The sequence below is a fragment of the Pseudoduganella lutea genome, assembly GCF_004209755.1.
In the GTDB taxonomy this organism is placed as follows: Bacteria; Pseudomonadota; Gammaproteobacteria; order Burkholderiales; family Burkholderiaceae_D; genus Rugamonas; species Rugamonas lutea.
Window position 1 is genome coordinate 2,852,375 of record NZ_CP035913.1, and the last position, 20,870, is coordinate 2,873,244.

19 protein-coding genes and 1 pseudogene are annotated in these 20,870 nt (G+C 61.6%); 11 read left to right on the plus strand and 9 right to left on the minus strand.

Annotated features, from left to right (window positions below; genetic code table 11):
• Positions 1 to 8 precede the first annotated feature (8 nt).
• Complete coding sequence (locus EWM63_RS11950) at positions 9 to 1,529, minus strand: XrtA system polysaccharide chain length determinant (RefSeq protein ID WP_307720854.1); 1,521 nt, start codon at positions 1,527 to 1,529, stop codon at positions 9 to 11.
• 265 nt (positions 1,530 to 1,794) lie between these two features.
• Here EWM63_RS11950 and EWM63_RS11955 point away from each other — a divergent pair, with 265 nt between their 5' ends.
• From EWM63_RS11955 to EWM63_RS32360, 11 genes and pseudogenes are all read left to right on the plus strand, one after another.
• On the plus strand, positions 1,795 to 2,586 hold the full coding sequence (locus EWM63_RS11955) for a S1 family peptidase (protein ID WP_229487862.1): 792 nt from the start codon (positions 1,795 to 1,797) through the stop codon (positions 2,584 to 2,586).
• A 191-nt stretch (positions 2,587 to 2,777) separates the two neighbouring features.
• Complete coding sequence (locus EWM63_RS11960) at positions 2,778 to 3,350, plus strand: XrtA/PEP-CTERM system exopolysaccharide export protein (protein ID WP_130190337.1); 573 nt, start codon at positions 2,778 to 2,780, stop codon at positions 3,348 to 3,350.
• 182 nt (positions 3,351 to 3,532) lie between these two features.
• Positions 3,533 to 4,099, plus strand: a complete 567-nt coding sequence (locus tag EWM63_RS11965) for a hypothetical protein (protein ID WP_130186720.1) — start codon at positions 3,533 to 3,535, stop codon at positions 4,097 to 4,099.
• Positions 4,099 to 4,332, plus strand: coding sequence for a hypothetical protein (locus tag EWM63_RS11970; RefSeq protein ID WP_130186721.1), 234 nt, complete (start codon positions 4,099 to 4,101; stop codon positions 4,330 to 4,332). Before EWM63_RS11965 ends, EWM63_RS11970 begins: the two co-directional genes overlap by 1 nt.
• Before the next feature lie 7 nt (positions 4,333 to 4,339).
• A complete protein-coding gene (locus EWM63_RS11975) occupies positions 4,340 to 5,242 on the plus strand; it encodes an HprK-related kinase A (RefSeq protein WP_130186722.1) in 903 nt (300 codons plus the stop codon).
• Positions 5,239 to 6,342, plus strand: a complete 1,104-nt coding sequence (locus EWM63_RS11980; RefSeq protein WP_130186723.1) for a nucleotidyltransferase domain-containing protein — start codon at positions 5,239 to 5,241, stop codon at positions 6,340 to 6,342. The genes EWM63_RS11975 and EWM63_RS11980 overlap by 4 nt, the downstream gene beginning before the upstream one ends.
• A 46-nt stretch (positions 6,343 to 6,388) precedes the next feature.
• Positions 6,389 to 7,114 carry a GAF domain-containing protein gene (locus EWM63_RS11985; protein ID WP_130186724.1) on the plus strand — a complete coding sequence of 242 codons (726 nt, stop codon included), beginning with the start codon at positions 6,389 to 6,391 and terminating at the stop codon, positions 7,112 to 7,114.
• A 4-nt stretch (positions 7,115 to 7,118) separates the two neighbouring features.
• Positions 7,119 to 7,979 (plus strand): lytic transglycosylase domain-containing protein, encoded by an 861-nt coding sequence (locus tag EWM63_RS11990; RefSeq protein ID WP_130186725.1) that lies wholly within the window; start codon positions 7,119 to 7,121, stop codon positions 7,977 to 7,979.
• Positions 7,976 to 9,568 carry an FAD-binding oxidoreductase gene (locus tag EWM63_RS11995; RefSeq protein ID WP_130186726.1) on the plus strand — a complete coding sequence of 531 codons (1,593 nt, stop codon included), beginning with the start codon at positions 7,976 to 7,978 and terminating at the stop codon, positions 9,566 to 9,568. Before EWM63_RS11990 ends, EWM63_RS11995 begins: the two co-directional genes overlap by 4 nt.
• 196 nt (positions 9,569 to 9,764) lie before the next feature.
• The gene (locus EWM63_RS32355; RefSeq protein ID WP_130186727.1) at positions 9,765 to 10,505 is read left to right on the plus strand and encodes a PEP-CTERM sorting domain-containing protein; all 741 of its coding nucleotides are present in this window, start codon (positions 9,765 to 9,767) and stop codon (positions 10,503 to 10,505) included.
• Positions 10,506 to 10,631: 126 nt separating this feature from the next.
• A pseudogene (locus EWM63_RS32360) lies at positions 10,632 to 10,799 on the plus strand (IS3 family transposase); the annotation flags it as partial.
• 266 nt (positions 10,800 to 11,065) lie between these two features.
• On the opposite strand, the gene EWM63_RS12005 reads toward EWM63_RS32360, so the two are convergent.
• The 8 genes from EWM63_RS12005 to EWM63_RS12040 all read right to left on the minus strand — a co-directional run bounded on the left by EWM63_RS12005 (position 11,066) and on the right by EWM63_RS12040 (position 20,870).
• Positions 11,066 to 11,830: an N-acyl amino acid synthase FeeM domain-containing protein gene (locus EWM63_RS12005; protein WP_229487863.1), complete on the minus strand. Its 765-nt coding sequence runs from the start codon at positions 11,828 to 11,830 to the stop codon at positions 11,066 to 11,068.
• A gap of 134 nt (positions 11,831 to 11,964) precedes the next feature.
• Positions 11,965 to 14,718: an XrtA/PEP-CTERM system TPR-repeat protein PrsT gene (prsT, locus tag EWM63_RS12010; RefSeq protein WP_165390808.1), complete on the minus strand. Its 2,754-nt coding sequence runs from the start codon at positions 14,716 to 14,718 to the stop codon at positions 11,965 to 11,967.
• A gap of 94 nt (positions 14,719 to 14,812) precedes the next feature.
• A complete protein-coding gene (locus EWM63_RS12015) occupies positions 14,813 to 15,817 on the minus strand; it encodes a glycosyltransferase family 2 protein (protein ID WP_165390809.1) in 1,005 nt (334 codons plus the stop codon).
• Positions 15,814 to 16,794: a glycosyltransferase family 2 protein gene (locus EWM63_RS12020; protein WP_165390810.1), complete on the minus strand. Its 981-nt coding sequence runs from the start codon at positions 16,792 to 16,794 to the stop codon at positions 15,814 to 15,816. The genes EWM63_RS12015 and EWM63_RS12020 overlap by 4 nt, the downstream gene beginning before the upstream one ends.
• 80 nt (positions 16,795 to 16,874) lie before the next feature.
• Entirely contained in the window at positions 16,875 to 18,134 is a 1,260-nt protein-coding gene (locus EWM63_RS12025; RefSeq protein WP_130186731.1) for a carboxylate--amine ligase, read from the minus strand.
• On the minus strand, positions 18,131 to 19,240 hold the full coding sequence (locus EWM63_RS12030) for an acyltransferase family protein (protein ID WP_130186732.1): 1,110 nt from the start codon (positions 19,238 to 19,240) through the stop codon (positions 18,131 to 18,133). The genes EWM63_RS12025 and EWM63_RS12030 overlap by 4 nt, the downstream gene beginning before the upstream one ends.
• A complete protein-coding gene (locus EWM63_RS12035; protein ID WP_130186733.1) occupies positions 19,237 to 19,839 on the minus strand; it encodes an arsenate reductase/protein-tyrosine-phosphatase family protein in 603 nt (200 codons plus the stop codon). The genes EWM63_RS12030 and EWM63_RS12035 overlap by 4 nt, the downstream gene beginning before the upstream one ends.
• The gene (locus EWM63_RS12040; RefSeq protein ID WP_130186734.1) at positions 19,836 to 20,870 is read right to left on the minus strand and encodes a polysaccharide deacetylase family protein; all 1,035 of its coding nucleotides are present in this window, start codon (positions 20,868 to 20,870) and stop codon (positions 19,836 to 19,838) included. Before EWM63_RS12040 ends, EWM63_RS12035 begins: the two co-directional genes overlap by 4 nt.

Here is a 20,870-nt window from a genome sequence, read left to right on the forward strand (position 1 = left end):
TCCCCGGCTTAGGCTTGCCGGAAAATGGTGATGGCCAGTACTCCGCCGTACGCCGTGAACAGCGAGGCGACTGCGGCAGTGAACGCATACAAGCGGCGGCGGCGGCGGATTTTCTGCTGGTCGGTCCAGTTCATGCCGATGCTGCCCAGGATCGGCAAGCCTGTGACCTCCCGCAGATTGGTCTGGCTGAGGAAAGTCGGCCGGATCTGACTCAACAGTAATGCAGTGCCGAGACCGGCTACCAGCGAAGCCAGGAAGACCAGGGTGTAAAGGCGCGGGCGATTCGGGCCGGCCGGCGTGCTCGGCACGGCCGGAGGATCGACCACACGGAACGTCAGCATATCGGTGGCCGTGGACAGGTCACCCGACAGCTTGGCCGACTCGCGGCGCTGTACCAGCTTCTCGTAATTGTCCTTGTTCACCGCATAGTCGCGGTTCAGCTGCGCCAGTTGGGCTTCGACTTCCGGCGCTTGTGTACTCATGGCGCGCATCTGCGCCAGGCGCGCCGAATACTCGCCCACCCGCGCCTTCAATGAAGCGATGCGGGCTTCTTCCACCGACAGCTGGACATTCATTTGCTGCAGCATGGGGCTGTAGCTGGCCCCCGGATCGACCGCGCGGATCTTCTTGGCTTCTTCCTTCTTGCGCTCTTCGAGCTGGGCGACCAGGCGCTTGGCGGCAACGATGTCCGGATGTTCTTCCGTGAATTGCATGCGCAACTGGTCGAGGTTCTTCTCTACCGCCGAGATGCGACCATCGATTTCCGGGTTGACGATCGCCCGTTCCGCGGTATCGGTAATAGGGGCCATGTCTTCACCGGTCATCTGACGCTTGATCGCGTTGCGGGCCTGTTCCGCTTCCAGCAACTCAAGGCGGGCCTGGCTGATTTTTTCGTTCAGATCGCCATAGGCGGAGGCATAGTCACCGCCCTGTCGTGGGAGCAGGCCCATGTGACGAATCTTGAATTCCTTCAGTGCGTTCTCGCCAATCGCCAGCTTCTCTTCGTACATCCTGATCTGGTCGTCGATGAACTGGATCGCCTTTTCCGATTCCTGCTTCTTGCCGCCGAAGCTACCCTCGACAAAGATCGTCAGCAGCGATTGCACGACGTCCTTACCCAGTTTGGGATTAGGATTGCTGTAGGAAATCGTGTAGATGTCGTCGCGCTCAGTGCCGATGACCTTGATTTGAGTCATCAGTTCATCGACGATTTTTTCATGCTCTTTGGGTGTTTTTACCGTGATGTCGAGATCAACCATCCGCAGCACGCGTTCCACGTTCGGGCGGCTGATCAGCGTGCGGCGCATGAACATTACCTGCTGCTCGGTATTGGGCAGCGTGGTCATGCTTGCCAGCAATGGCTTCAAGATACTTTGGGTATCCACATAAACACGGGCAGAGGCCTGATAATCGTTGGGCAACCGGGAAACAACAGTCCAGCCGACGACCGCTACCAGCCATGTGATTGCGACCGCATACCAGCGGTACTTGCCAATTGCTTTGAGGAAGCTCAAAAGCAGGGCCATCATTTCTGCCATCTTGTTAACTCGCTTTCAGCTAAGCCATTCAGGATGCCGCACCTGCTTCAACCCGACGTGATACCGTCCAAAATATTGCTTAAATTACATCAATCGCTCTATCATACCGCAGAATTCGTTGCCTGTTGATATTAATTTTTCTTTCCAACATGACATGGGATCGAGCGTTGCAATCTGCTGACAATCTACAATTTAATTTCTAAATGGAAAATATTTCTGTCACTGCAAGTTACTCTTTTTCTGCTATCCTGACCCGATGAGCTCCGTGATCCGCCCTTGTTACTTCATGTTGCTGGCATGCGTGGCCGCCGTGCTCGGGTTTGCGCCACCAGCGCCAGCACGGGCGGCCCTGAAAGATACGATTCCAGCTATCAAGCCTTCAGTGGTGGGCGTTGGCACGCTGCTGCGCACGCGTAGCCCGGCGATCGTTTTCGTTGCTACTGGTTTCGCCGTCGCGGATGGTCTTTCCATCATCACCAATGCCCATGCGCTGCCGGACCTCGACACGGAGCGAATGGAAACGCTGGGCATCGTCATTGCCACCGGCCAGAAGCTTGATTTCCGGCCGGCGACCTTGATCGCGATCGATCGCGAACACGACCTGGCACACCTGCGATTGGCCGGTGCTCCGCTTCCCGCGCTGCGCCTGGACAGCAGCGGTGCCGTGGCCGAGGGGCAGGCACTGGCCTTCACCGGTTTTCCATTAGGGATGAGCCTGGGCCTGACACCGGTGACGCACCGTGCGATGCTCTCGGCCATTACCCCGATGATTCTTCCGTCACTGAACTCGCGCCGACTTGATGCGCGTGCCATCAGCCAACTGCAACGTCGCCCATTTGCAATCATGCAACTGGACGGTACTGCCTATCCGGGTAATAGCGGTAGTCCTGTTTATGACCCTGAAAGCGGCATCGTTCATGGTGTGCTGAACATGACTTTCCTCAAGAATCAGAAAGAGAATGCGCTCAGCCAGCCGAGCGGTATTTCCTATGCGATCCCGGTGCGTTACGTCCACGAATTGTTGCAGCAAAATACGACTGGGAAGTAAAAATTTGCACGACCGCCGCGTGCTCTCGTATAAAATATGCAACATAAAATTGACATAATGAAAGTTACGAGCTCGTAATACGGCACAATGTCGACACCCGCTTGCTGACATGCTGCACGCCCGTAACAACCAAACTGGAGAGTCCCGTGAAATACCAAACGCTGTTCAAATGGCTGGCAGCAGGCGCGGTCATGCTGGGTGCCCTGGGTGGTTGCGCCAGTTCGGGAAATACGCTGGTCGATGCCGGGCCGGCACCTGCCCCTGACTATCTGATTGGGCCAGGCGACAACGTCAGTATCATCGTGTGGCGCAATCCCGAAGTGTCGCAAAGCGTGCCTGTGCGGCCGGATGGCAAGATCACCACGCCACTGGTCGAAGATCTGGAAGCAATCGGCAAGACATCGACCGAGCTGGCACGCGATATCGAAAAAGCACTGGCCAAGTACATCCAGCAACCGGTGGTCACGGTCATCGTCACTGGTTTCACCGGCACCTACGGTAACCAGATTCGCGTCATCGGCCAGGCTGCGCGGCCGCAAGCGCTGCCATACCGGCGCGATATGTCGCTGATGGATGTGCTGATCGCTGTCGGTGGGGTAACCGAGTTCGCCTCCGGCAATCGGGCAACGATCATTCGTCAGGTTGATGGCAAACAACAACAGTACCGCGTGCGTTTGAATGACCTGATCAAGGAAGGCGATATTTCCGCGAATGTCTCGATGCGCCCGGGCGACGTCCTCGTTATCCCGGAAAGCTTTTTCTAAGCGCGCTGAGCTGTCGAGAATCTTTACAGCAGTTGATACAGCTCAACAATAAAATGTGCTTTTTTTGCTTTAAGTCATTGATTTAAAACTTTAATCGCACTAGGACAGCGGTCGGGAACAGGAATTGCTTACTATTTTCGCAATATCTATCCAACCGTCAGACCACCCAGAAGGAAATCGACGTGGCCACCGAACAACAGCACGATGCAGCAGCTCCCGGTCCGGCAAATCTGTCGCCTCAAGGCAAGGCGCGGCGCCGCTTCGCCCGCGCCGGGGTGGCCGCCTCCGGCGTGCTGCTCACATTGCACAGCCAGCCCGGCATGGCAGTGGAAGTATGTACGACGCCATCAGGGTACCTGTCTGGCGGACTGCAAAGCTTTCGTGGTCCGCCCCCGACCTGCGCAGGTCGTTCGCCCGGCTATTGGAAGAACCACAGCTGGCCACGCGGGTGCGACAAGAACCAGCTCTATACCCGTATCTTCAGCAGCTCGGGCCCACAAGCAAAAACGTATGGAACCGTGAGCCAGGCAGCCATCCTGGATCCGCAGAAATGGGACAAGCATGGCATTGGCCGCCACTTGATGGCTTGCTATCTGAATGTGCAGGCTGGCTTGTCAACCTTCCAGACGGTGCCCATGCTCCAGCGCATCTGGCTCGAATACCAGGCCAAGGGTTATTACACGCCCACGGCCGGCGTGCGTTGGGATGGCGCAAAGATCGTCGAGTATTTGCAAGGCACCATGTACTGATGGCTTCATCCTGGCGTCTCGTCCCTGGCCAGGCCCTGCTGCACCGCGGCTGGGACGACGCCTTCGTGCTTTACAACGATCTGTCCGGTGATACCCATCTGTTGTCCGATGGCGCCATGGCGATGCTGATCGCATTGCGCGATGGCGACGTGACGCCGGATGAGCTGGCCGCACCGGAGGTGGCCGAGTTACTGGCCACGCTGCGCCAGCTCGACCTGATCGAACCCTGCTGAGCCGCACATGACAACGGTCGGCAGCCTGACACGCACGCAGCTGGGCGAGCGCCTTGCGGGCTCCGGCATCCACTTGCGCACAGGCCACTTCACCACGTTGCTGCGGTCGCCGATCGGCAGCGTGGCCGACGGTATCCACTTGCTGTACAACGACTATCCGCTGCGTGAAGGCTTTGCCGATTTTCATCTTGACCTGGTGCGGCCGGTCACGCTGCGGCGCTGGGTGCGTCCGCAAGTAACATTGCTCTACGATGGCCGTTCGATGTTCAAGCCGCTGCCACTGGACCAGGCATTCCCGATGTTCGAATGGGGACTGAACTGGTGTGTGTCGAGCCGGGCAAACCGGTACCTGATCGTGCACGCGGCTGTCGTTGAAAAAGGCGGACGCGCCGCGATCCTGCCCGCCCCGCCCGGCTCCGGCAAGAGCACGCTCTGCGCTGCGCTGGTGGGCCGCGGCGGTTGGCGCCTGTTATCCGACGAGCTGACCTTGCTCAGGCTCGATGAAGGCGTGCTGTACCCGCTACCGCGACCAATCAGCCTGAAAAACGCCTCCATTGCCGTCATCCGCGACTATGTACCTGGCAGTGTGATGAGCAGGGCTGTCACCGATACGGTCAAAGGCACGGTAGCGCATGTGCGTGCCCCGGCCGACAGCGTGGCGCGGGCGTCCGAAACCGCACTGCCGGCATGGGTCGTATTTCCCCGCTTCGAGGCCGGGTCGTCCGTCACGGCCGAGCCGATGCCGCCTGTGGAAACATTCATGCAACTGGCCCAGAATTGCTTCAACTACAGCTTGCTTGGTGCCGAAGGCTTCACTGCGCTGGCCGATCTCGTCGAACGCAGCCAGGGCTACCGTTTCCGCTATGGCGTGCTCGATGAAGCGCTGGCCTTTTTCGACAGCCTGCCATGACGAAGCGCCTCGATCCATTGCTGGCCGCCGCCCTGCGCAGCTTGACGCAGTCCCCGCCGCAATTGCCGGCGCTCGACGATTCCAGCTGGGACTTGCTGCTGCGCCAGGCAGGGACGGCGAACCTGCTGGCGACGCTCTCGTGCCTGCTGGAAGAACATGGCTTCCTCCATCAGATCGCGCCGGCAGCGCGCGAGCAGCTGGGCTGGACCCGGGTGCTGGCACGCCGGCATCGCCAGGGCGTGCTTTGGGAAATACGACAAATCCGCCAGGCGTTGTCCGGCCTGGACATGCCACTGATCCTGCTGAAAGGCGCGGCCTATACGCTCGCCGGGCTGCCACCGGCCCATGGCCGGCTGTTTTCGGACATCGATGTGCTGGTACCTGAGGAGCGGCTGGGCGAGGCGGAAGCAGCGCTGATGCTGGCTGGCTGGGCCGGTACCCATCACGACGCCTACGACCAGCGCTACTACCGGGAGTGGATGCATGAGCTGCCGCCGATGCGTCACTTGCGGCGCGCCTCGATGATCGACGTGCACCACGCCATCCTGCCAAAAACAGCCGCACTGCGACCGGATTCGACTTTGTTGCGCAGCGCCGCCGTGCCATTGCACGCCCTGCCGGGGGTTTATGTGCTGGCGCCCGTGGACATGGTACTGCACAGTGCAGTCCACCTGTTCAGTGACGGTGAGTTCAACAATGCGCTGCGCGACCTGTTCGATATTCACCGACTGCTGTGCCATTTCGGCTCGGACCGCCGTTTCTGGGCCGAGCTGTTGCCCCGTGCACGCCAGTTGGACCTCGAGCGGCCGTTGTTCTATGCGCTGCGCTACAGCAGGCTGTTGCTGGACACGCCAGTGCCCGACATGGTGCAAGACGACACCGTGGGGCCATCGCCGGCACTGCTGGCCCTGATGGATGCCCTGTTCCGTCGCGCGCTGTTGCCGGACCATGCCAGCTGCGGCGACCGTTACAGCTCCCTGGCACGCTTTCTTCTGTACCTGCGTGGCAACTGGTTGCGCATGCCGCCACTGCTGCTCGCGCGCCACCTGTTTCACAAAGCGTTCCTGTCACCGCGCAAATCCGGGCCAGAAGCTGCGTGACCTGGCAGCCACGGCCACTAAAATGAACTGATCCCTGGAGGTAGCGATGGCCGACGATCTGTTGAGCAAGATTCACCAGCTATGCCGCGACATCCCGGCCACGCACGACGACCTTGCATTACACGCTGAGCTGGCCGCCTCGCTCGTGGGCGCGGAGACGTGCTCGGTGATGCTGATCAACGGCGAAGGCGAAAACGCCCGGATGAGCATTGCCGCCAGCCACGGTCCCCTGGCCCAGGATGCTGCGGCCACGCTCGTCGCACGCGGCGAAGGCCTGGCGGGCCACGTGCTGGCCAGCGGCGAGCCGTTGCTGGTGGACGATATCCTCGCCTCTCCCTATGCCGCCCTGGCACGCCGCCCTACCGCCCCGGGCCGCAGCCTGATGCTGGCGCCTGTTCGCATCGAAGGGCGCGTGGTCGGCACGCTGACCGCTAGTTGCGGCGGTACGCACGGTTGTTTCTGTGAGCAAGATTTGGCCTTGCTGGAGACCGTTGCATTGTTCGTCGGCCGAGCCGTCCAGTTGCGGCAGCTGCGCGGCATCCTGGCCTCCCGCTTTACCCAGCTGGCGCTGTCCCGCGAGCTGCAGGGTGCAGCGGCCACGACAGCCTATCAAAAGCCGGATCATGTGGCGCGCCTGCTTGCGCGCTCGTTCTACCGTGAAATGGCCCGGGCCGGCTTCGACTCGAACCAGATCGTGCAGGCTGCCTCCGAAATCATCGCACAGCTCAACAGCAACCTGGCACGCCATCATGCGCGCGAAGGCCGCAGGTGATGCCATGCTCCGCCGTTTTTCCGTCTTGCTGGTCCTGCTGTGCGGCACTGCCGCCCCGGCCCATGCTGCGCCCGAGATCATTGCCCGCCTGATTGCCGAGGCAGTTCAACTGGAGCATGGCGAGGGAATGGCCCGGGACACGGCGCAGGCCGCCCTGCTGTATTGCCAGGCAGCGCGCCTGGGTTCGCCGGAGGCGCAATATGCATTCGGCTGGATGCTGGCCAACGGTCGCGGCGTGCCACGCGACGACGCTGTTGCATGGCGCCTGTTCTCGGCCGCGGCCGACCAGGGGCATGGCCAGGCGGCGCGGCTTGTACAGGCGCTGCCGGTGCGACCTGATGCGCCGCTGCCAGCCTGCATGGCGGCCGACCTGCCCCTGCGTGTGAACCTGGATCCCGATCCCTGGGCCGCCAGTCCCGCGGATTACCCGCCCGCCAGCGTCTCGGTGCGCCACATCGTCGAACGGCTGGCCCCTGCCTACGAGGTCGACCCCGAGCTGGCGATGGCCGTCATTGCCGTCGAATCCGGTTTCCGCGCGAATGCCGTTTCGCCGAAAAACGCGCAGGGCCTGATGCAGCTGATTCCGGAAACTGCCCAGCGGTTCCAGGTGGCCGACCCATTCGACCCGGAATCGAATGTGCGCGGCGGCCTGGCTTACCTGCGCCGGTTGCTGACGCTGTTCGATGGCGACGTGGGACTGGTGGCCGCCGCCTACAATGCCGGCGAGGGAGCGGTCGTGCGCCATCGCGGCATCCCTCCTTACCGTGAAACACGGGAGTACGTTACGCGAATCGCGCGCTTGTACAGCTTGCCAGTCCACCGCTACTATCGGAGTTCGTCCAATGACCCACTCTCGAAGCGATGAACGATTCCAACCCATCGGCACTGGCCGAATGGCGCGCCGTGCCGGGCGTGGCACAAGTGTTCGACCAGGCGGCGGCCACCGCGGCGTACAGTAACGACACGGGCGGTGTCAGCCGGCGCATCGCAGCGGCGCTCAAGATCGATCACGGCAGTGCCCTGCCAGCGGTGCTGGCAATCGCCCGGCGCCATGGCTGCCACCTGTATCCATTCAGCACCGGCAAGAACTGGGGTTACGGCAGTTCCCTGCCGGTACAGGACGATGCAGTGATCGTCGACTTGTCCGGCATGCAGCGCTTCTGCGTCGACCCGGTACTGGGCGTCGTCACGCTTGAACCCGGCGTCACCCAGGGGATGCTCGCCCGCTTCCTCGATGAGCAGGGTTATCCCTTCATGGTGCCGGTCACCGGTGCCGGCCCGGGCGTCAGCCTGCTGGGCAACGCGCTGGAGCGCGGCTATGGCATCACCCCCCATTCGGATCACTTCGGTGCCGTCACGGATCTGGAAGCGGTGCTGGCGGATGGGTCTCTCTACCGCACTGCCTTGTCCGAGGCCGGCGGCCATGAACTCGCACAATTGTTCAAGTGGGGTATCACGTCTTACTCGGCCGGCCTGTTTACCCAGAGCGGCCTTGGGATCGTGACCAGGATGTCGATCGTGCTGGCGCGCCGGCCGGAGACGGTCAAGGTATGCCTGTTCAACCTGCGCGACGATGCGCTGCTGGAGCCGGCAGTGGAAAAAATCCGGCACATCCTTGCCACGCTGCCGGGCACCGTGGGCGGCCTCAACTTGATGAACCGCCACCGTGTGCTGGCGATGACGGCCCCCTACCCTGCCGCCGACGTTGTCGATGGCACGATTCCCGATGCCGTCATCGCGCGGCTCGGCCGCCAATACCAGATTGCGCCCTGGACGGGATTCGGCACCCTGTATGGCACGCGCGGCATGGTCGCGGCCGCACAAAAGGAGATCAGGGCGGCATTGCGCGGCATCGCCAGCCGGCTGCTGTTTCTCAGCCCGAAAAACGCGCATTTGCTGGCCCGGGCGTCGAACATGATGCCGGGCCCGCTGGGCAAGGGTGTTGCCGCGACCAGCCGCACGTTGGCCCATGCGCTGGAACTGGTCGGCGGCCGACCCAACGAAACGGCCTTGCCATTGGCTTATTGGCGCAATCCCGGCCGCCAACCCGATCAGGACCGCAACCCTGCCCGTGATGGCTGCGGCCTGCGCTGGTACGCACCGCTCGTGCCGATGCGGGGAGCGGATGCCCGCGCCTATGTCGACATGGTTACCCGCGTCACGCGCGAGCATGGGCTGGAACCGCTGCTGACATTCACGTCGATCAGCGACCGCTTGTTCGACAGCACGGTGCCACTGTTGTTCGACCATGGCGTGCCTGGTGCCGCGGCGCGTACACGTGAATGCTACGACGCTCTTGTGCAGCAGGGCCGCACGCTGGGCGTCTTTCCCTACCGCGTCGGCGTCGATGTGATGGAAGTACTGGCGCAGCGCATGCCTCATGCTGCCGCATTCAACGCCCGCATCCGTGCTGCCCTGGATCCGGAACGCATCATTGCGCGAGGTCGTTATTGATCGTCATCGCGCTGTCGAAAAACTTTACAGCGCAACACGTTCTGTAGGCAAAATAGCGTCGATATCCTTTACTACTTGATAAGAATCAAGTACTTATCAAATGATTCTCAGCACTGGCACGGTGTTTGCTCTTTCTTAGGCGTGGTGGGAAAGTCCGCCCCTTAAAGCAGCAATTACCAAACCCAAGGAGTTTTTGATGAACATGTTGAAAAAAGTAGCGCTGGCGGCGGCCCTGACAGTGTCGACGATGACGGCAGCTCTGGCAGCCCCGATCAATGTCGGCGGCGTGGTCTGGGATCCCGACTACCCGATCGACTTCTCGTCGTCGTCCGTGCAAATCCAGCAGATCGTTAACCCGAACGATGGCTCGCTGAGCGGCTTTGGCTTCGTGTCGACGATGAACGGCTACAACCAGTCGCAATTCTGCCCAGGCTGCGAGCTGACTTTCAAATTCAGCGGCTATACCCCGACCGGTACCGTCGGCCAGGTGACGTCGTATGTGGGTGGCCAGGTTGACATCTACGTCAATTTTGGCCCATCGACGATCAATCCTTCCGATCCGCTGACGATGAACGCTGGCAACACTGGCTTGGGCAACCTTTGGCTGAGCCTGGCCGGTCATGAACTGAACGGCGCAACGCTGCTGGGTACGATCAATGCCATTTCGCCGCCGAACCTGAGCGGCCTGGGTCAGCTGGACGTGATCGGCGGCATTGCTGCTGCCAACTTCGATACGGACCAGCAAGTTGACGGCTCCGACCTGTCGTTCAGCACCAGCTTCACGCAACCGTACCCGGGCGACCCGAACCGCGTTGTCGGTACCGGCAATTTCTTCGGTCAGTCGATCGCTACCGACATCCCCGAACCAGGTTCGCTGGCATTGATGGGCCTGGGCCTGCTGGGCCTGGCACAAGTGCGTCGCCGCAAACAGAAGTAATCCAGCAAGACCGGAGTGCGGCATCTTGGTGCCGCAAAAAAAAACCTGGCACACGCCAGGTTTTTTTATGCGCTTGTCCCATCCTGCAACAGGGTGTCGTAGTTCGCTTTATTTGAGAAAAGCGAGATGGCACCAGAAGGAATGCGTACCCAGCGTGATTGCACGCCGGCTTTCAACCTGGGGTGGTCAGCTCGGTAGAAAAGCGAGATCACATACCAGCAGGCTCAGAAGAAGTTTGGCATCCAAGGCGGAAGCACAGTGCTCGTATGGCTACGACAGCATGCCCAGCAGGACTAAAGTCCGCAGACGCTGAAGCCATTTCCGGGCAGACTCAATGAACTGGCCATCTACAGCCTCTCATGCCGGAATGACGAATCAAACAGCTGAGGCTGGGCTGTAGAAGGCCTAGCACCAGCTATTGTTTACAAACCATGCTTGACGTGCTCCAGTCGGCAGCTCGCACATGCAACGGCCGGTTGCATATCCGAACACTTCAGAAACGGCGGAAACGCCGCGACAACGATGCGGCCATGACCGCATCGTTGTCGGCAAAAAACTCCTCAACCGATCTGCAGCAGACGGCTTGCAATGCCGCGTTCTTCCCGGGGCGAGAAGAAATAGGGATACAGAGAACGCTCTCCTGCCGTCTGCGCGCTGGTACCGCCTACCTTGCGGATCTGGTCGTTGACATAATCCATGCTGACATGCAGCAGATATGCTGGCGCATCCACTCGCGGATTACTCCGCAATTCACCGATCTGATTAAATCCCAGCATATTCATATAATATCGCCGATGCCGTGGATTCACTTCGATGAACACATCGGTGCATTGATGCAGATAATGGCCATAAATGAAAAGCACGTGAAACAATGAAGCCAGCGCACTTTTCGACTTGACGTGGGGCGCGAATGCAAGCTTGGTAATCTCACAGACTTTGGCGCCACGCGCACGGAATTCCCCGATATAATCGGAAAAAACCTCGTCCGCCAGGATTCCCATCGATGAGTCGATGCCCAGCGTAACAGTGCCGATGACGTCTCCCTTGTCAGAGGCAGCGAGAGTAATACGGTTAGGATTGTTATCGATCCGGTGTGTGCCTGTATAGCCGCGCCAGGCATACATTTTATTGATGAGCATGCTTGCGGAAGCACGCCCAGCCTCGGTATCGGCAACGCGGATGCCGAAATCGGATTGATTAATAGTCACATGCGTTATGTTTGCAGAGTTATCTTCTTCGACAGCGCAAATCAGTGGCTCACCGGATTCGTAATCGTCCGGAAGAAACTGGTCGGCGTTGCCGTCCTGGGTAAACTCTGAGGCCATAGCACACTCCCCTGTTGAGTACTCGACATTGATACCGATAACGGAGCAAGTCATCGATTGTCGTGCATCAACAACTATTTAATTTGTTATTTATTTATATATTTGAATAATTATTTTTGATTCTTTACTGCACTTCATAGCTGCCGAAGCAATGCTTTTGCCTGCTCGGCTTCGCTGAAGCCCGGCCCGGAAGCCAGCGCCTGTTCCAGCGCCTTGCGGGCTCCAGGCTTGTCGCCGGACTTAAAGAGACCGACAGCCAGATGGTAATGTACTTGAGGCGCTTTGGGGGCGGTCGAGGCCGCTTTTTTCAGCAGCATGACAGCACGCTCGTACGAACCCTGCTCGACGAGCATCCAGCCGACCGTGTCCAATACCTCAGGATTGGCATCGTTCAGCTTGAGTGCACGTTCGGCGGTAGGCAGTGCACGCGCATCCTTCTGCTGCTGGTAGATCCAGGCCAGATTGTTGAGTGCGACAATATTGTTCGGGGTCTGCTGGACGACTGCCTCCAACAGCTGCCTTGCTTCAGGATAGCGCTTGAAAGCAATATAATTTTCCGCAAGGTACATTGCCGCGAGGGCGTCACCTGGATTTTTCCTGGTGAACTCGAGGACGCGAGCTTCCGATTCCTTGACCTTGCCCGATTCGCGCAAGGCTTTGGCAAGCTTGAGCAGCGCAGGCGCTTCGTTACTGATGGCCAAAGCTTGCTCATATGGTCTTACTGCAGCGGCTGCATTTTTTTGTTGTATGAACAAGTCCCCTTCCAGCATGTATCCGACCGGCGTTTTCGGGAACTGCTTCTGCACCTGGCGTACGATCTCGAGCGCGTGGGTGCTGTTTCCCTCGCTGACAGCCAGTTCGGCCTGCGCCAGGTAGGGCTGGATATTGTTGGGCTCCAGGCTGACGGCTTTGGCCAGCGTGGCCCCGGCACCCGAAGGATTTTTCATGGCTAGCTGCGCACCGGCCAGCCGCAGCTGGGGGGTGGCAGCCCGGGGCAATACACTGGTCAGCTTGCCAAAGGTTTCCAGCGCCGCGGCGGGATCCTTGTTGGCCATTTGCGCCTGGCCGAGCACGTCAAGCAGCGCAGCGTTGTCCGGATTGGCTGCCTGGTATTTGCGCAGCAACGTTTGCGCCTTGGCCGGCTGGCTATTGGCATTGTAGTGGGCACCGAGGCGCAGAGCGGTGTTCAGGTCATCCGGGTGCAGCTCATTGGCTTTCTCGAGCCACTTGGTGGCACCTGCGGTGTTACCTTGTGCCATGTCGAGCTGGGCCAGCGCCGTGTGGGCCTCGATATTCTTGGCATCCTTCGCCAGCAATGCTTCAAAGCGCTTGCGTGCCGCATCCGGCTTTTTCTCCGCGATGTCGAGTTGCGCGAGACCAGCAGCGGCAGGGAAATGGGTGGCATCGGAAGCCAGCGCAGCGTCGAATGCGGCCCGGGCCTTGGCCCGATCCTGCTTGGCAAGATAGGCATTACCCTTCATGACTTGCAGCTCCGCGCTGCCGGAATGCGAGGCTTCCATCTTGGCGATCGCCGCCAACGCCTTATCCGGTACGCCAAGGTCGAGCAGCGTGCGCACCAGGACGGAGCCGGACTGTAATGAGCCGGGCTCAAGCTCCAAGGCCTTCTGCAACTCGGCAATGCCGCCGGCGCGATCCCCCTGCGCCAACCTGACCAGGCCGAGCGACGTATGGGAAGGGGCGCGACCAGGCTCCTGCTTGATTGCTTGCGAAAGGTAGTCCGCGGCCTTGCTGAAATCACGCGACAGCATTGCCGCTTCACCAGCCATCTGCAGCACGGTTACATCCGGTGCTTCGCCCTTCAATACGGGAGCCAGTATGGTTTGGGCTTCGCGGCCCTGGCCAGATTTCAACAATGTGCTGACGAGCATCTTGCGGGCTTGCAGGTGATCGGGATTCCACTCGACGTACTTGCGCAGGCTGCCTTCGGCTTGCTCCAGTAACCCCAGATTCAGGGCGACCACACCGGACAGCAGTACGCCCGGCATATATTGCGAGGCCGCCTGGTTAACCTTCAGCAGGTTGGTTTGCGCTTCTTTCAGCTTGCCACGCGAAAAGTCCAGTAGCGCCTGGTGATAAGCGACGAGGAAGCTGCCTGGCGTACTCTTGCGCGCTGCATCGATATCTGCCTGGGCCGCATCGTATTTCTTGGCCGCGATATGGATGGCTGCCTGCTCCAGGTGAGCTGTCCGGTGACTCGGCTTAATTTTCAACACTTGCTGGTAGGCCGCCATCGCCTCATCGCCCTTGCCGGCAACGCGCAGCAAGTCGCCTTTCAATTGCCAGGCGTCAAAATTGGCCGCGTCCTTTGCGATTGCTTCATCGAGCAGGCGCAAGCCACCGGCCCAGTCCTCCTGCAGCGCTGCCAGCCGGGCCTGCCCGGTAAGGGCATCGCTGAAGCCAGGCTGCTGGGCCAGGGCGGCATCGAATTCGCGTTTCGACTCGTCCGTCTTGCCCAGCCCGAGCAAGGCATGGCCGCGCAATGTGGAAATGGCCGGCGTGCGCGGGCCTTGCGCCGTCTCATCCAGGGCTTCCTGGAACTTGGCCTGGAGCGTCAGCGATTTGCCAAGCACGGGCAACACCTGCTCGGCTGGGTATTTTAACGCCAGTGCACGTCGCGCTTCCTTCTCGGCCGTCAGGGGATCATCCATGTCGATGGCCAGGGAGGCGAGCATGAAGCGAGCCTGTGCATCGTCCGGGTTCTTCTCCAGCGCATTCTTCAGCTGGATGGCCGCCGCCTTGTTGTCGCCCTTCTGCTGGTACTGCCGGGCATCCGCCTTCAATGATTCGGCCGTGTCCGAGCTGCATGCAGCGAGAGCGGAAACGGCCACCAGGACCGCGGCTGCGGCTTTCGTCAACTGAGAGGACATGATGCACCTACTAAAAGTTAATAATCGAATAATGACACGGGGGCGATAGCCAATCAATAGGCACTGGCCGCTGGAAGCAGGAAAGCCACCATGCTCAGCCAGCACGGTCGAGCCGACGCAACACCCGCAGATGCGGTAGCCACAGTAAGGCACGCAAGGCACGCAGGCGAAGCCCGGCGTTGCGGTCGAGTGCCGGACGGCCATGACGGCGGCGCAAGTAATCCTCGACGCCAAGTAACGCGGCCCGCGCCTGTTCAGGGAAACCCCGGTAATACAGCCGGTTGACGTCATACAGCGCGCGGTCGAGCAACTTCAAGGCGAGCCTGCGCCGATGTGCCGGCGGCGTGCTGCCCTGCCAGAAAATCAGGTAATTGCGCGCCATTAGGTAGAAGTAATACGGCGGGCGGTCTGTCTCGCGCCGGGGCATGGCATGCAGCACGCGCGCATCGTATGCCACGGCGCTGTGCCAGCCGTGCGCTGCCAGCCGGGCACATAATTCGTCATCTTCGTAATAGGCGAACATCCGTTCGTCGAGCTTGCCCGCGTCGCGCAGCGCATCCATGCGCAGCAGCATTGCCGTGCCGGGCACCCATTGCTGGGCAAGGCGCTGGCGGGCCGTGGCGCGCGCATCGTCGACATTGCTGGCACGGTGGGTATCGAGCCGCGCCCAATCGTGGAAATTACCGCAGAAGTACACCTTTTCCGGCTGGTCGAGGATGGCCAGCAAAGGCGATGCGGCACCGCACCGCCCATCGGCCGCCATCAACGCCAGCAACTGCGCAAGCACGTCGCTGCCGCCCATCACGGCATCGCTGTTGACCAGCCACAGGAAGTCATGGCCTTCGTCCAGCGCACGGTCGACTGCCAGGTTGTGGCCACCCGCGAAGCCATGGTTGACCGCCTCCCTGTGCAACGCGACGGGCATGCCAGCCAAGCCCTGCACGAGCGTTTCGGTGTCGGGTGGCGCCGAGCCATTGTCGATGACAAGGATGTCGGCAGTCGCGCCGCCGGGCAATTGCTGGCGCAGCAGATCGCGCACGCAATCGATGGTTTGTACCGCACCGTTCCAGTTCAGGATGCTGACGAGAATCCGGCTCACGCGCTGCGCTCCCGCCGCAGTATCAGGCTGATCGCCAGCGGGATGAAATACAGTACGCTGCGCACGTCGATCCGCCATTGCTTCCACATCACATCAAGGAATGGCTTGCGATGCGTGACGCGATGCAGCACGTCCGCCACGAAGCCCCGTCGCAGCATGAGCACGGCCTCGCGATTTTCCTTTACCTGGCGCTCGGTCAGCGGATACAGGCGGGCGATCGCCTTCTTGTACTTCATTTCGTAATGCAAGCGGATCAGCGATTTTTCCGTGCCCCACCCCGAGCCCGCGAACACGTTGACACCATCGCGGCACACCACCTCGCGGGCGGACGAAAACGCGATGCGGTCCGTCATGCGGGACAGGTCGAGCCAGAACAGGTAATCTTCACCCGCATACACGAATTCCTTGCGGAAGCGTAGCGTACGGAACGAACGGAAGCGGTAGACGACGGACGAGGTGCCGATCACGTTGCCCCCCAGGATCTGCGACTGCATGTCGGCCTGGTAGACATGGAGATGGCGCTCCCCCGGCAGCATTGCATGCTTGGCCGGCTCGATACGGCCGGCCCGTTCGAATGCACTGACCGTCTGGTCCAGCTGATAAAAGTCGGCGAAATAGAAATCATAGCCGGCACCCAGCGCACGCATGGCATTGGCGAGGTGCTCCGGTTCCCAGGTATCGTCCGAATCCAGAAAGGCGACCAGCTCGGTATCGGGCGTGACATGGTCGAGCGCCGTGTTACGGGCGGCGGCCGGCCCACCATTCTTCTGCTCCACAATGCGGACGGGCGAACGTTCCACGCCCGCCGATTGCGCCATGAATTGCGCTACTTCGTCGCGCGCCGGCACCGGTGATTCGTCATCGACCACGATCACGTCCAGCTGTGCCTCGACCGTTTGTGCCGCTACCGAGCGCAATGCCCGCGCCAGGATGCCGGTCCGGCGCTGGAAATAGGGAATGACGACCGCGATCTTCACGACATGGTCTCCTTGCATGTGGCGCTGTCGCATGCGCCGGGCGGGTTCTTCCTCTGCATCGTCGCTCCCAGAAAAAAATGTCAGCCAGAACGCCGGACCACGTGCCACAGGTCGCGCAGGAACGGCAGCGGATCCGACCAGGTGAACAGGTAATAACGCGTGGACGGGCGTAAAAAGTCGGCTAGATAACCGGCCAGCTCGCCGGCGCGCGAAAACGTCAGATTGCGGTCCGCCACCGCGCCGGGCCGTAACAACAGGCGCGCAAGGCGCTTTGTTTCCGGAATCATGAAACGGCAGCGCACACCGGCGCGATAGCCAGGCTGCGGCTGGGAAGCGCCAATGCCGAGCAGGCTGTACGCCAGCCACGGAAAATCGGCGCCGGCATGGCAGGCCAGGGGCAGGCTACCCCAGAAGCGGCCGTTGATCTCCATCAGTGCCGCTTCGTCGCGGTCCGGGTCGTAGCGGTATTCGACCATGGCAATGCCTTCCCAGTCGAGTTCTCGCAGCAGGGCCAGTGAACGCTCCCGCAATGCCGCATGCTGTTCGAGCGACACCGACTCGCACAGCGTGGAAACGCCGCCTTCCGGTGGCCATTCGTGCAGCCGGCGATGCTGGAACACGCAATGGACCTGACCTTCATGCATCAGGAAAAATTGCCCCAGTCCATAACCGGCGCAATACTCCTGGATCATCGGATAGCGGCCAACCGGCTCGAACTGCCGCAGGTAATCCAGCAGTTCCTTGCCGTCATGGCAGTAGCGGGTCTTGTCCAGTGCCAGGCCAGCGCGGCGCAGCAGGATGCCCGCCTCGTTCGGCTCAGCCCATTTCAACACCACGGGATACCGCAGCGTCGGCGCCACGGCTTCGGCCTCCGCCAAAGTCACCGGCTGCACCGTGCGTGGCACCGGAACACCTGCCCTGCCAGCGGCAGCGTAAGTCTGTTGCTTGTCCAGCACCGTATCCATCCGGCGCGTATCGGGAAACATCAGCCGGTAGCCGGACAGCCGATCGCGGTGACGGTTCAGCAACGCTATATCGCCTTCGGAAATCGCGAACAGGCATGCCGGGCCAATGCGTGCCGCCAGTTGTTCCAGCTGGTCGAGCGTGCCAGGAGCATCTTCGGCACGCAGCATGCCTTGTCGCAGATAGCGTGACGACAAGCCGGGCGCCGCGGTACTGCGGGCGATACCATAGACGGACACACCGCGCCGCCCCAGGCTGCGCACGATCGACAAGCCGATCGGCGTGTCGATGCCCAGCACCACGGCCGGCAGCAATCGTTGCGCCGGTGCCGCGTCTTCGATGGGCGCCGTCTCCTGGACGCTCAGTGGCGCGTTCATCTCACGCCCTTTGCCGCCAGCCACCGTACTCCTTGCAGCGACTGCAGCCGCGCGAGCAGCCACGCACGCAGCAGGTGCCTGCGCCCTTCCGTGACCGACCCGACCAGCCAGACGGTGACGAGGATGGCACCCAGGACTTCGATGAAATACAGTGGGCCGCGCGGATCGCCATCGATCAACGCGCCGAAGAACAGCAGCAGCGGCTGATGCATCAAATAGAGCGAGAACGTGTAGCCGGCCAGCCAGCGGATCGGCCGCTCCAGTGGCAGCAGCACGCGACCCAGCACGGGCGCGATGGCGCGGGCACCGACGAAATTCGCCGCCACGATCAGGCCCAGCAGGTAATCGGTGAGCGCAAAGCGGGAAAACGTCAACTGGTGATGCAGCGCCTCACCCACCAGGTTGCGCATCCACGCGCTGCCAAGGTCCGTCAGCCGATAATGCTGGAACAGGCCAAAGGCCACGAGCGAGCCGATGAACAGCGCCAGCCCGGTTGCAAAGGACGTGCGCTGCAGCAGCTGCCAGCGGTGCAGCACCACGCCCATTGCCCACACGGGCGCCAGCAGCAGGATCTTCGGGCCAACCACCAGTGCACAGCCGGCCAGCAGCAGGATGCGCGTGCGCCCGGCGGTGAACACGCACACCGCGAACATGATGTAGTACCACATCTCGTAGCACAGCGACCAGTAGGGCGTATTTGAAAACGACATGATGGAGATCGTCCATATCTCGTTCAGCCATGCCAGGCTGGTGGCGATACGCACCGGCGCCAGGCCATGCGTGGTCCAGCCCTCATAAATATCCGGACGGAGCGCCGCGCCAGCGAGATCCAGCAACGGCGTCACCAGCACCACCGGGATCGCCAGCGAATAAAAGCGTGAAAGGCGGCTTGCCCAGTATTCGGCCGGCGTGTTCTCGCGCCGGGCATGGATATACGAGATCACGTAGCCGGACAGCACGAAGAACACCATCACCGCCGCATGCCCGTGGTCGGACAGCGGCAGGATGTCGGTGCTGAGCCAGCGCATGTTCATGTGATAGAACACGACCATCAGCGCGGCCAGGAAACGTACCGCGTCCAGGTAAAGCGAGAATTCGCGGCTCATCGCTGCCCCCTCTTCTGCGCCGGCACGGCGCGCGCGTTTGGAACATCGTCCACCAGCCGCTCGACCGCCTGGCGCACCCGGGTGAAGCACGAGTCAAAATACGCATCGGACAGCGTGAAAGGATCGTGCAGGTGGGGCGTTGGCGGCTTGCACCAGTTGCCGAGCAGCGCGACCTGCACGTCCGTCCGCCCGCCCAGCCGGCGCGTGAGTTCGTGTACCTGCCGCACTTCCATCGCCAGCAGCAGGTCGCCCGGCTGCAATCCGAAATCTTCCCAGTCGCATGCGCGGTGCGCGTCCATCGGCATCTGCTTGCGTACGGCCGCGGCCAGCGCGGGTTCTGGCGAGGCCGCGCCGGTCGTCGTCGACAGGCCAAGCGACGCCGTGTGCAAGCCCGCGGCACGGGCCACCTGTTCGGCATAGGCGCTGCGGCAGATATTGCCCTGGCAAACGAACACCACGCGGCGCACCGCCTGCGGCTCATGCAGCTCGAACCGCCGGAGCCGGCCAGTGGCCCGTTCGGCATGCGCTAGGAGTAGCCGCACCAGGCCACGCCAGGTGCCGAAGCGGGCATTCAGGCGATCACGGGCAAAGGCGATCATGCCGGCGCTCCCTGCCGCGACAGCGCCCAGCTGCCATAGCGGTCATACACGGCCTGTTCGGCGAGGCGGCGGATGCTTTTCCATCCGCTGCCCTGCAGCAGCAGGTTGCGTTCATCCGGCGTGGATTGCAGCGCGCTGCCCGCCTCGCCCATGCCGGTCGGGAGGAAGCGGTCGCGGTTACCATCGAGGTAGCGGCACAGGCGTGCCAGCCGGTCCTGATGCAAGGCGTTGCCACGCGCGGCAAGCATGTGATCGTCGCGCCGCTGCACGTATTCGAACGGGTGGGTCAGCAGGACGACCAGCGGGATCTGTTGCGCATGGGCCCGCTCCAGCAGCAGGCGCGTTTCGTCGAAGCTGGTGCCGGCAATGGTCAGTGTCTTCAGGTGGCGGCGGCCGCCGAGCTGCCAATCCTGGAACGTCAGCACGGGCATTTCCAGCACGCCGTGGCGGTGATGCGCACCGCTGTACAAGCGGTAACGCGGGTCGTTGCTGTCGAAGACCGCCAGGCCCACGCAGGAACTGTACGGAATGCCGCAGCGGGCCAGCGCCGCGAACAGCGTGTCGTCGTGCTGCATGTTCCCGGGCCGGAACACGGTTGGCGCCGGCACACCCCAGTCGGCAAACGTTTGCTGGCCCTGGCGCAGCAGCTGCACGGTGTCTTCCTCGGCGCGGCCGAAGAACTCATCCTGGAGCGGTTCGCGCCGGACCCGCTCGGGCCAGTCCGCGTGCTGGAAGACTGCCCAGCAAGGGTGCGTGTGCAACTGCACTTCATGGCCACCGGCGACGATCCGGCGGGCGATGGCGCCCATCGGATCATGCTCCTGGAAATAGTACCGGTGTGCCGCCTCGACAAAGAACGTGGCGGGAATGCGGTGCCGCTCGAACTGGTCGAGCAGGAAGCCCAGGCCCTGCGAGCGGCCGCCCACCTCGCACCAGACCATCGGTTCGGCCACCGGTTGCCTGCCCGGGTTTGTAAACGCGCCACCGATGGAAAACTCGGTGTCGATCGAGATGCAGACCCGGGTGCGCAT

Bases quoted from the DNA above. Each gene is read 5' to 3' on its own strand.
- EWM63_RS12035 (WP_130186733.1), bottom strand. From the start codon at position 19,839: ATGATCGCCTTTGCCCGTGATCGCCTGAATGCCCGCTTCGGCACCTGG.
- EWM63_RS11990 (WP_130186725.1), top strand. From the start codon at position 7,119: ATGCTCCGCCGTTTTTCCGTCTTGCTGGTCCTGCTGTGCGGCACTGCC.
- EWM63_RS12005 (WP_229487863.1), bottom strand. From the start codon at position 11,830: ATGGCCTCAGAGTTTACCCAGGACGGCAACGCCGACCAGTTTCTTCCG.
- EWM63_RS11970 (WP_130186721.1), top strand. From the start codon at position 4,099: ATGGCTTCATCCTGGCGTCTCGTCCCTGGCCAGGCCCTGCTGCACCGC.
- EWM63_RS12025 (WP_130186731.1), bottom strand. From the start codon at position 18,134: ATGAACGCGCCACTGAGCGTCCAGGAGACGGCGCCCATCGAAGACGCG.
- EWM63_RS11995 (WP_130186726.1), top strand. From the start codon at position 7,976: ATGAACGATTCCAACCCATCGGCACTGGCCGAATGGCGCGCCGTGCCG.
- EWM63_RS12030 (WP_130186732.1), bottom strand. From the start codon at position 19,240: ATGAGCCGCGAATTCTCGCTTTACCTGGACGCGGTACGTTTCCTGGCC.
- EWM63_RS11985 (WP_130186724.1), top strand. From the start codon at position 6,389: ATGGCCGACGATCTGTTGAGCAAGATTCACCAGCTATGCCGCGACATC.
- prsT (WP_165390808.1), bottom strand. From the start codon at position 14,718: ATGTCCTCTCAGTTGACGAAAGCCGCAGCCGCGGTCCTGGTGGCCGTT.
- EWM63_RS11955 (WP_229487862.1), top strand. From the start codon at position 1,795: ATGAGCTCCGTGATCCGCCCTTGTTACTTCATGTTGCTGGCATGCGTG.
- EWM63_RS32355 (WP_130186727.1), top strand. From the start codon at position 9,765: ATGAACATGTTGAAAAAAGTAGCGCTGGCGGCGGCCCTGACAGTGTCG.
- EWM63_RS11960 (WP_130190337.1), top strand. From the start codon at position 2,778: ATGCTGGGTGCCCTGGGTGGTTGCGCCAGTTCGGGAAATACGCTGGTC.
- EWM63_RS11975 (WP_130186722.1), top strand. From the start codon at position 4,340: ATGACAACGGTCGGCAGCCTGACACGCACGCAGCTGGGCGAGCGCCTT.
- EWM63_RS11950 (WP_307720854.1), bottom strand. From the start codon at position 1,529: ATGATGGCCCTGCTTTTGAGCTTCCTCAAAGCAATTGGCAAGTACCGC.
- EWM63_RS12040 (WP_130186734.1), bottom strand. From the start codon at position 20,870: ATGCGCACCCGGGTCTGCATCTCGATCGACACCGAGTTTTCCATCGGT.
- EWM63_RS11980 (WP_130186723.1), top strand. From the start codon at position 5,239: ATGACGAAGCGCCTCGATCCATTGCTGGCCGCCGCCCTGCGCAGCTTG.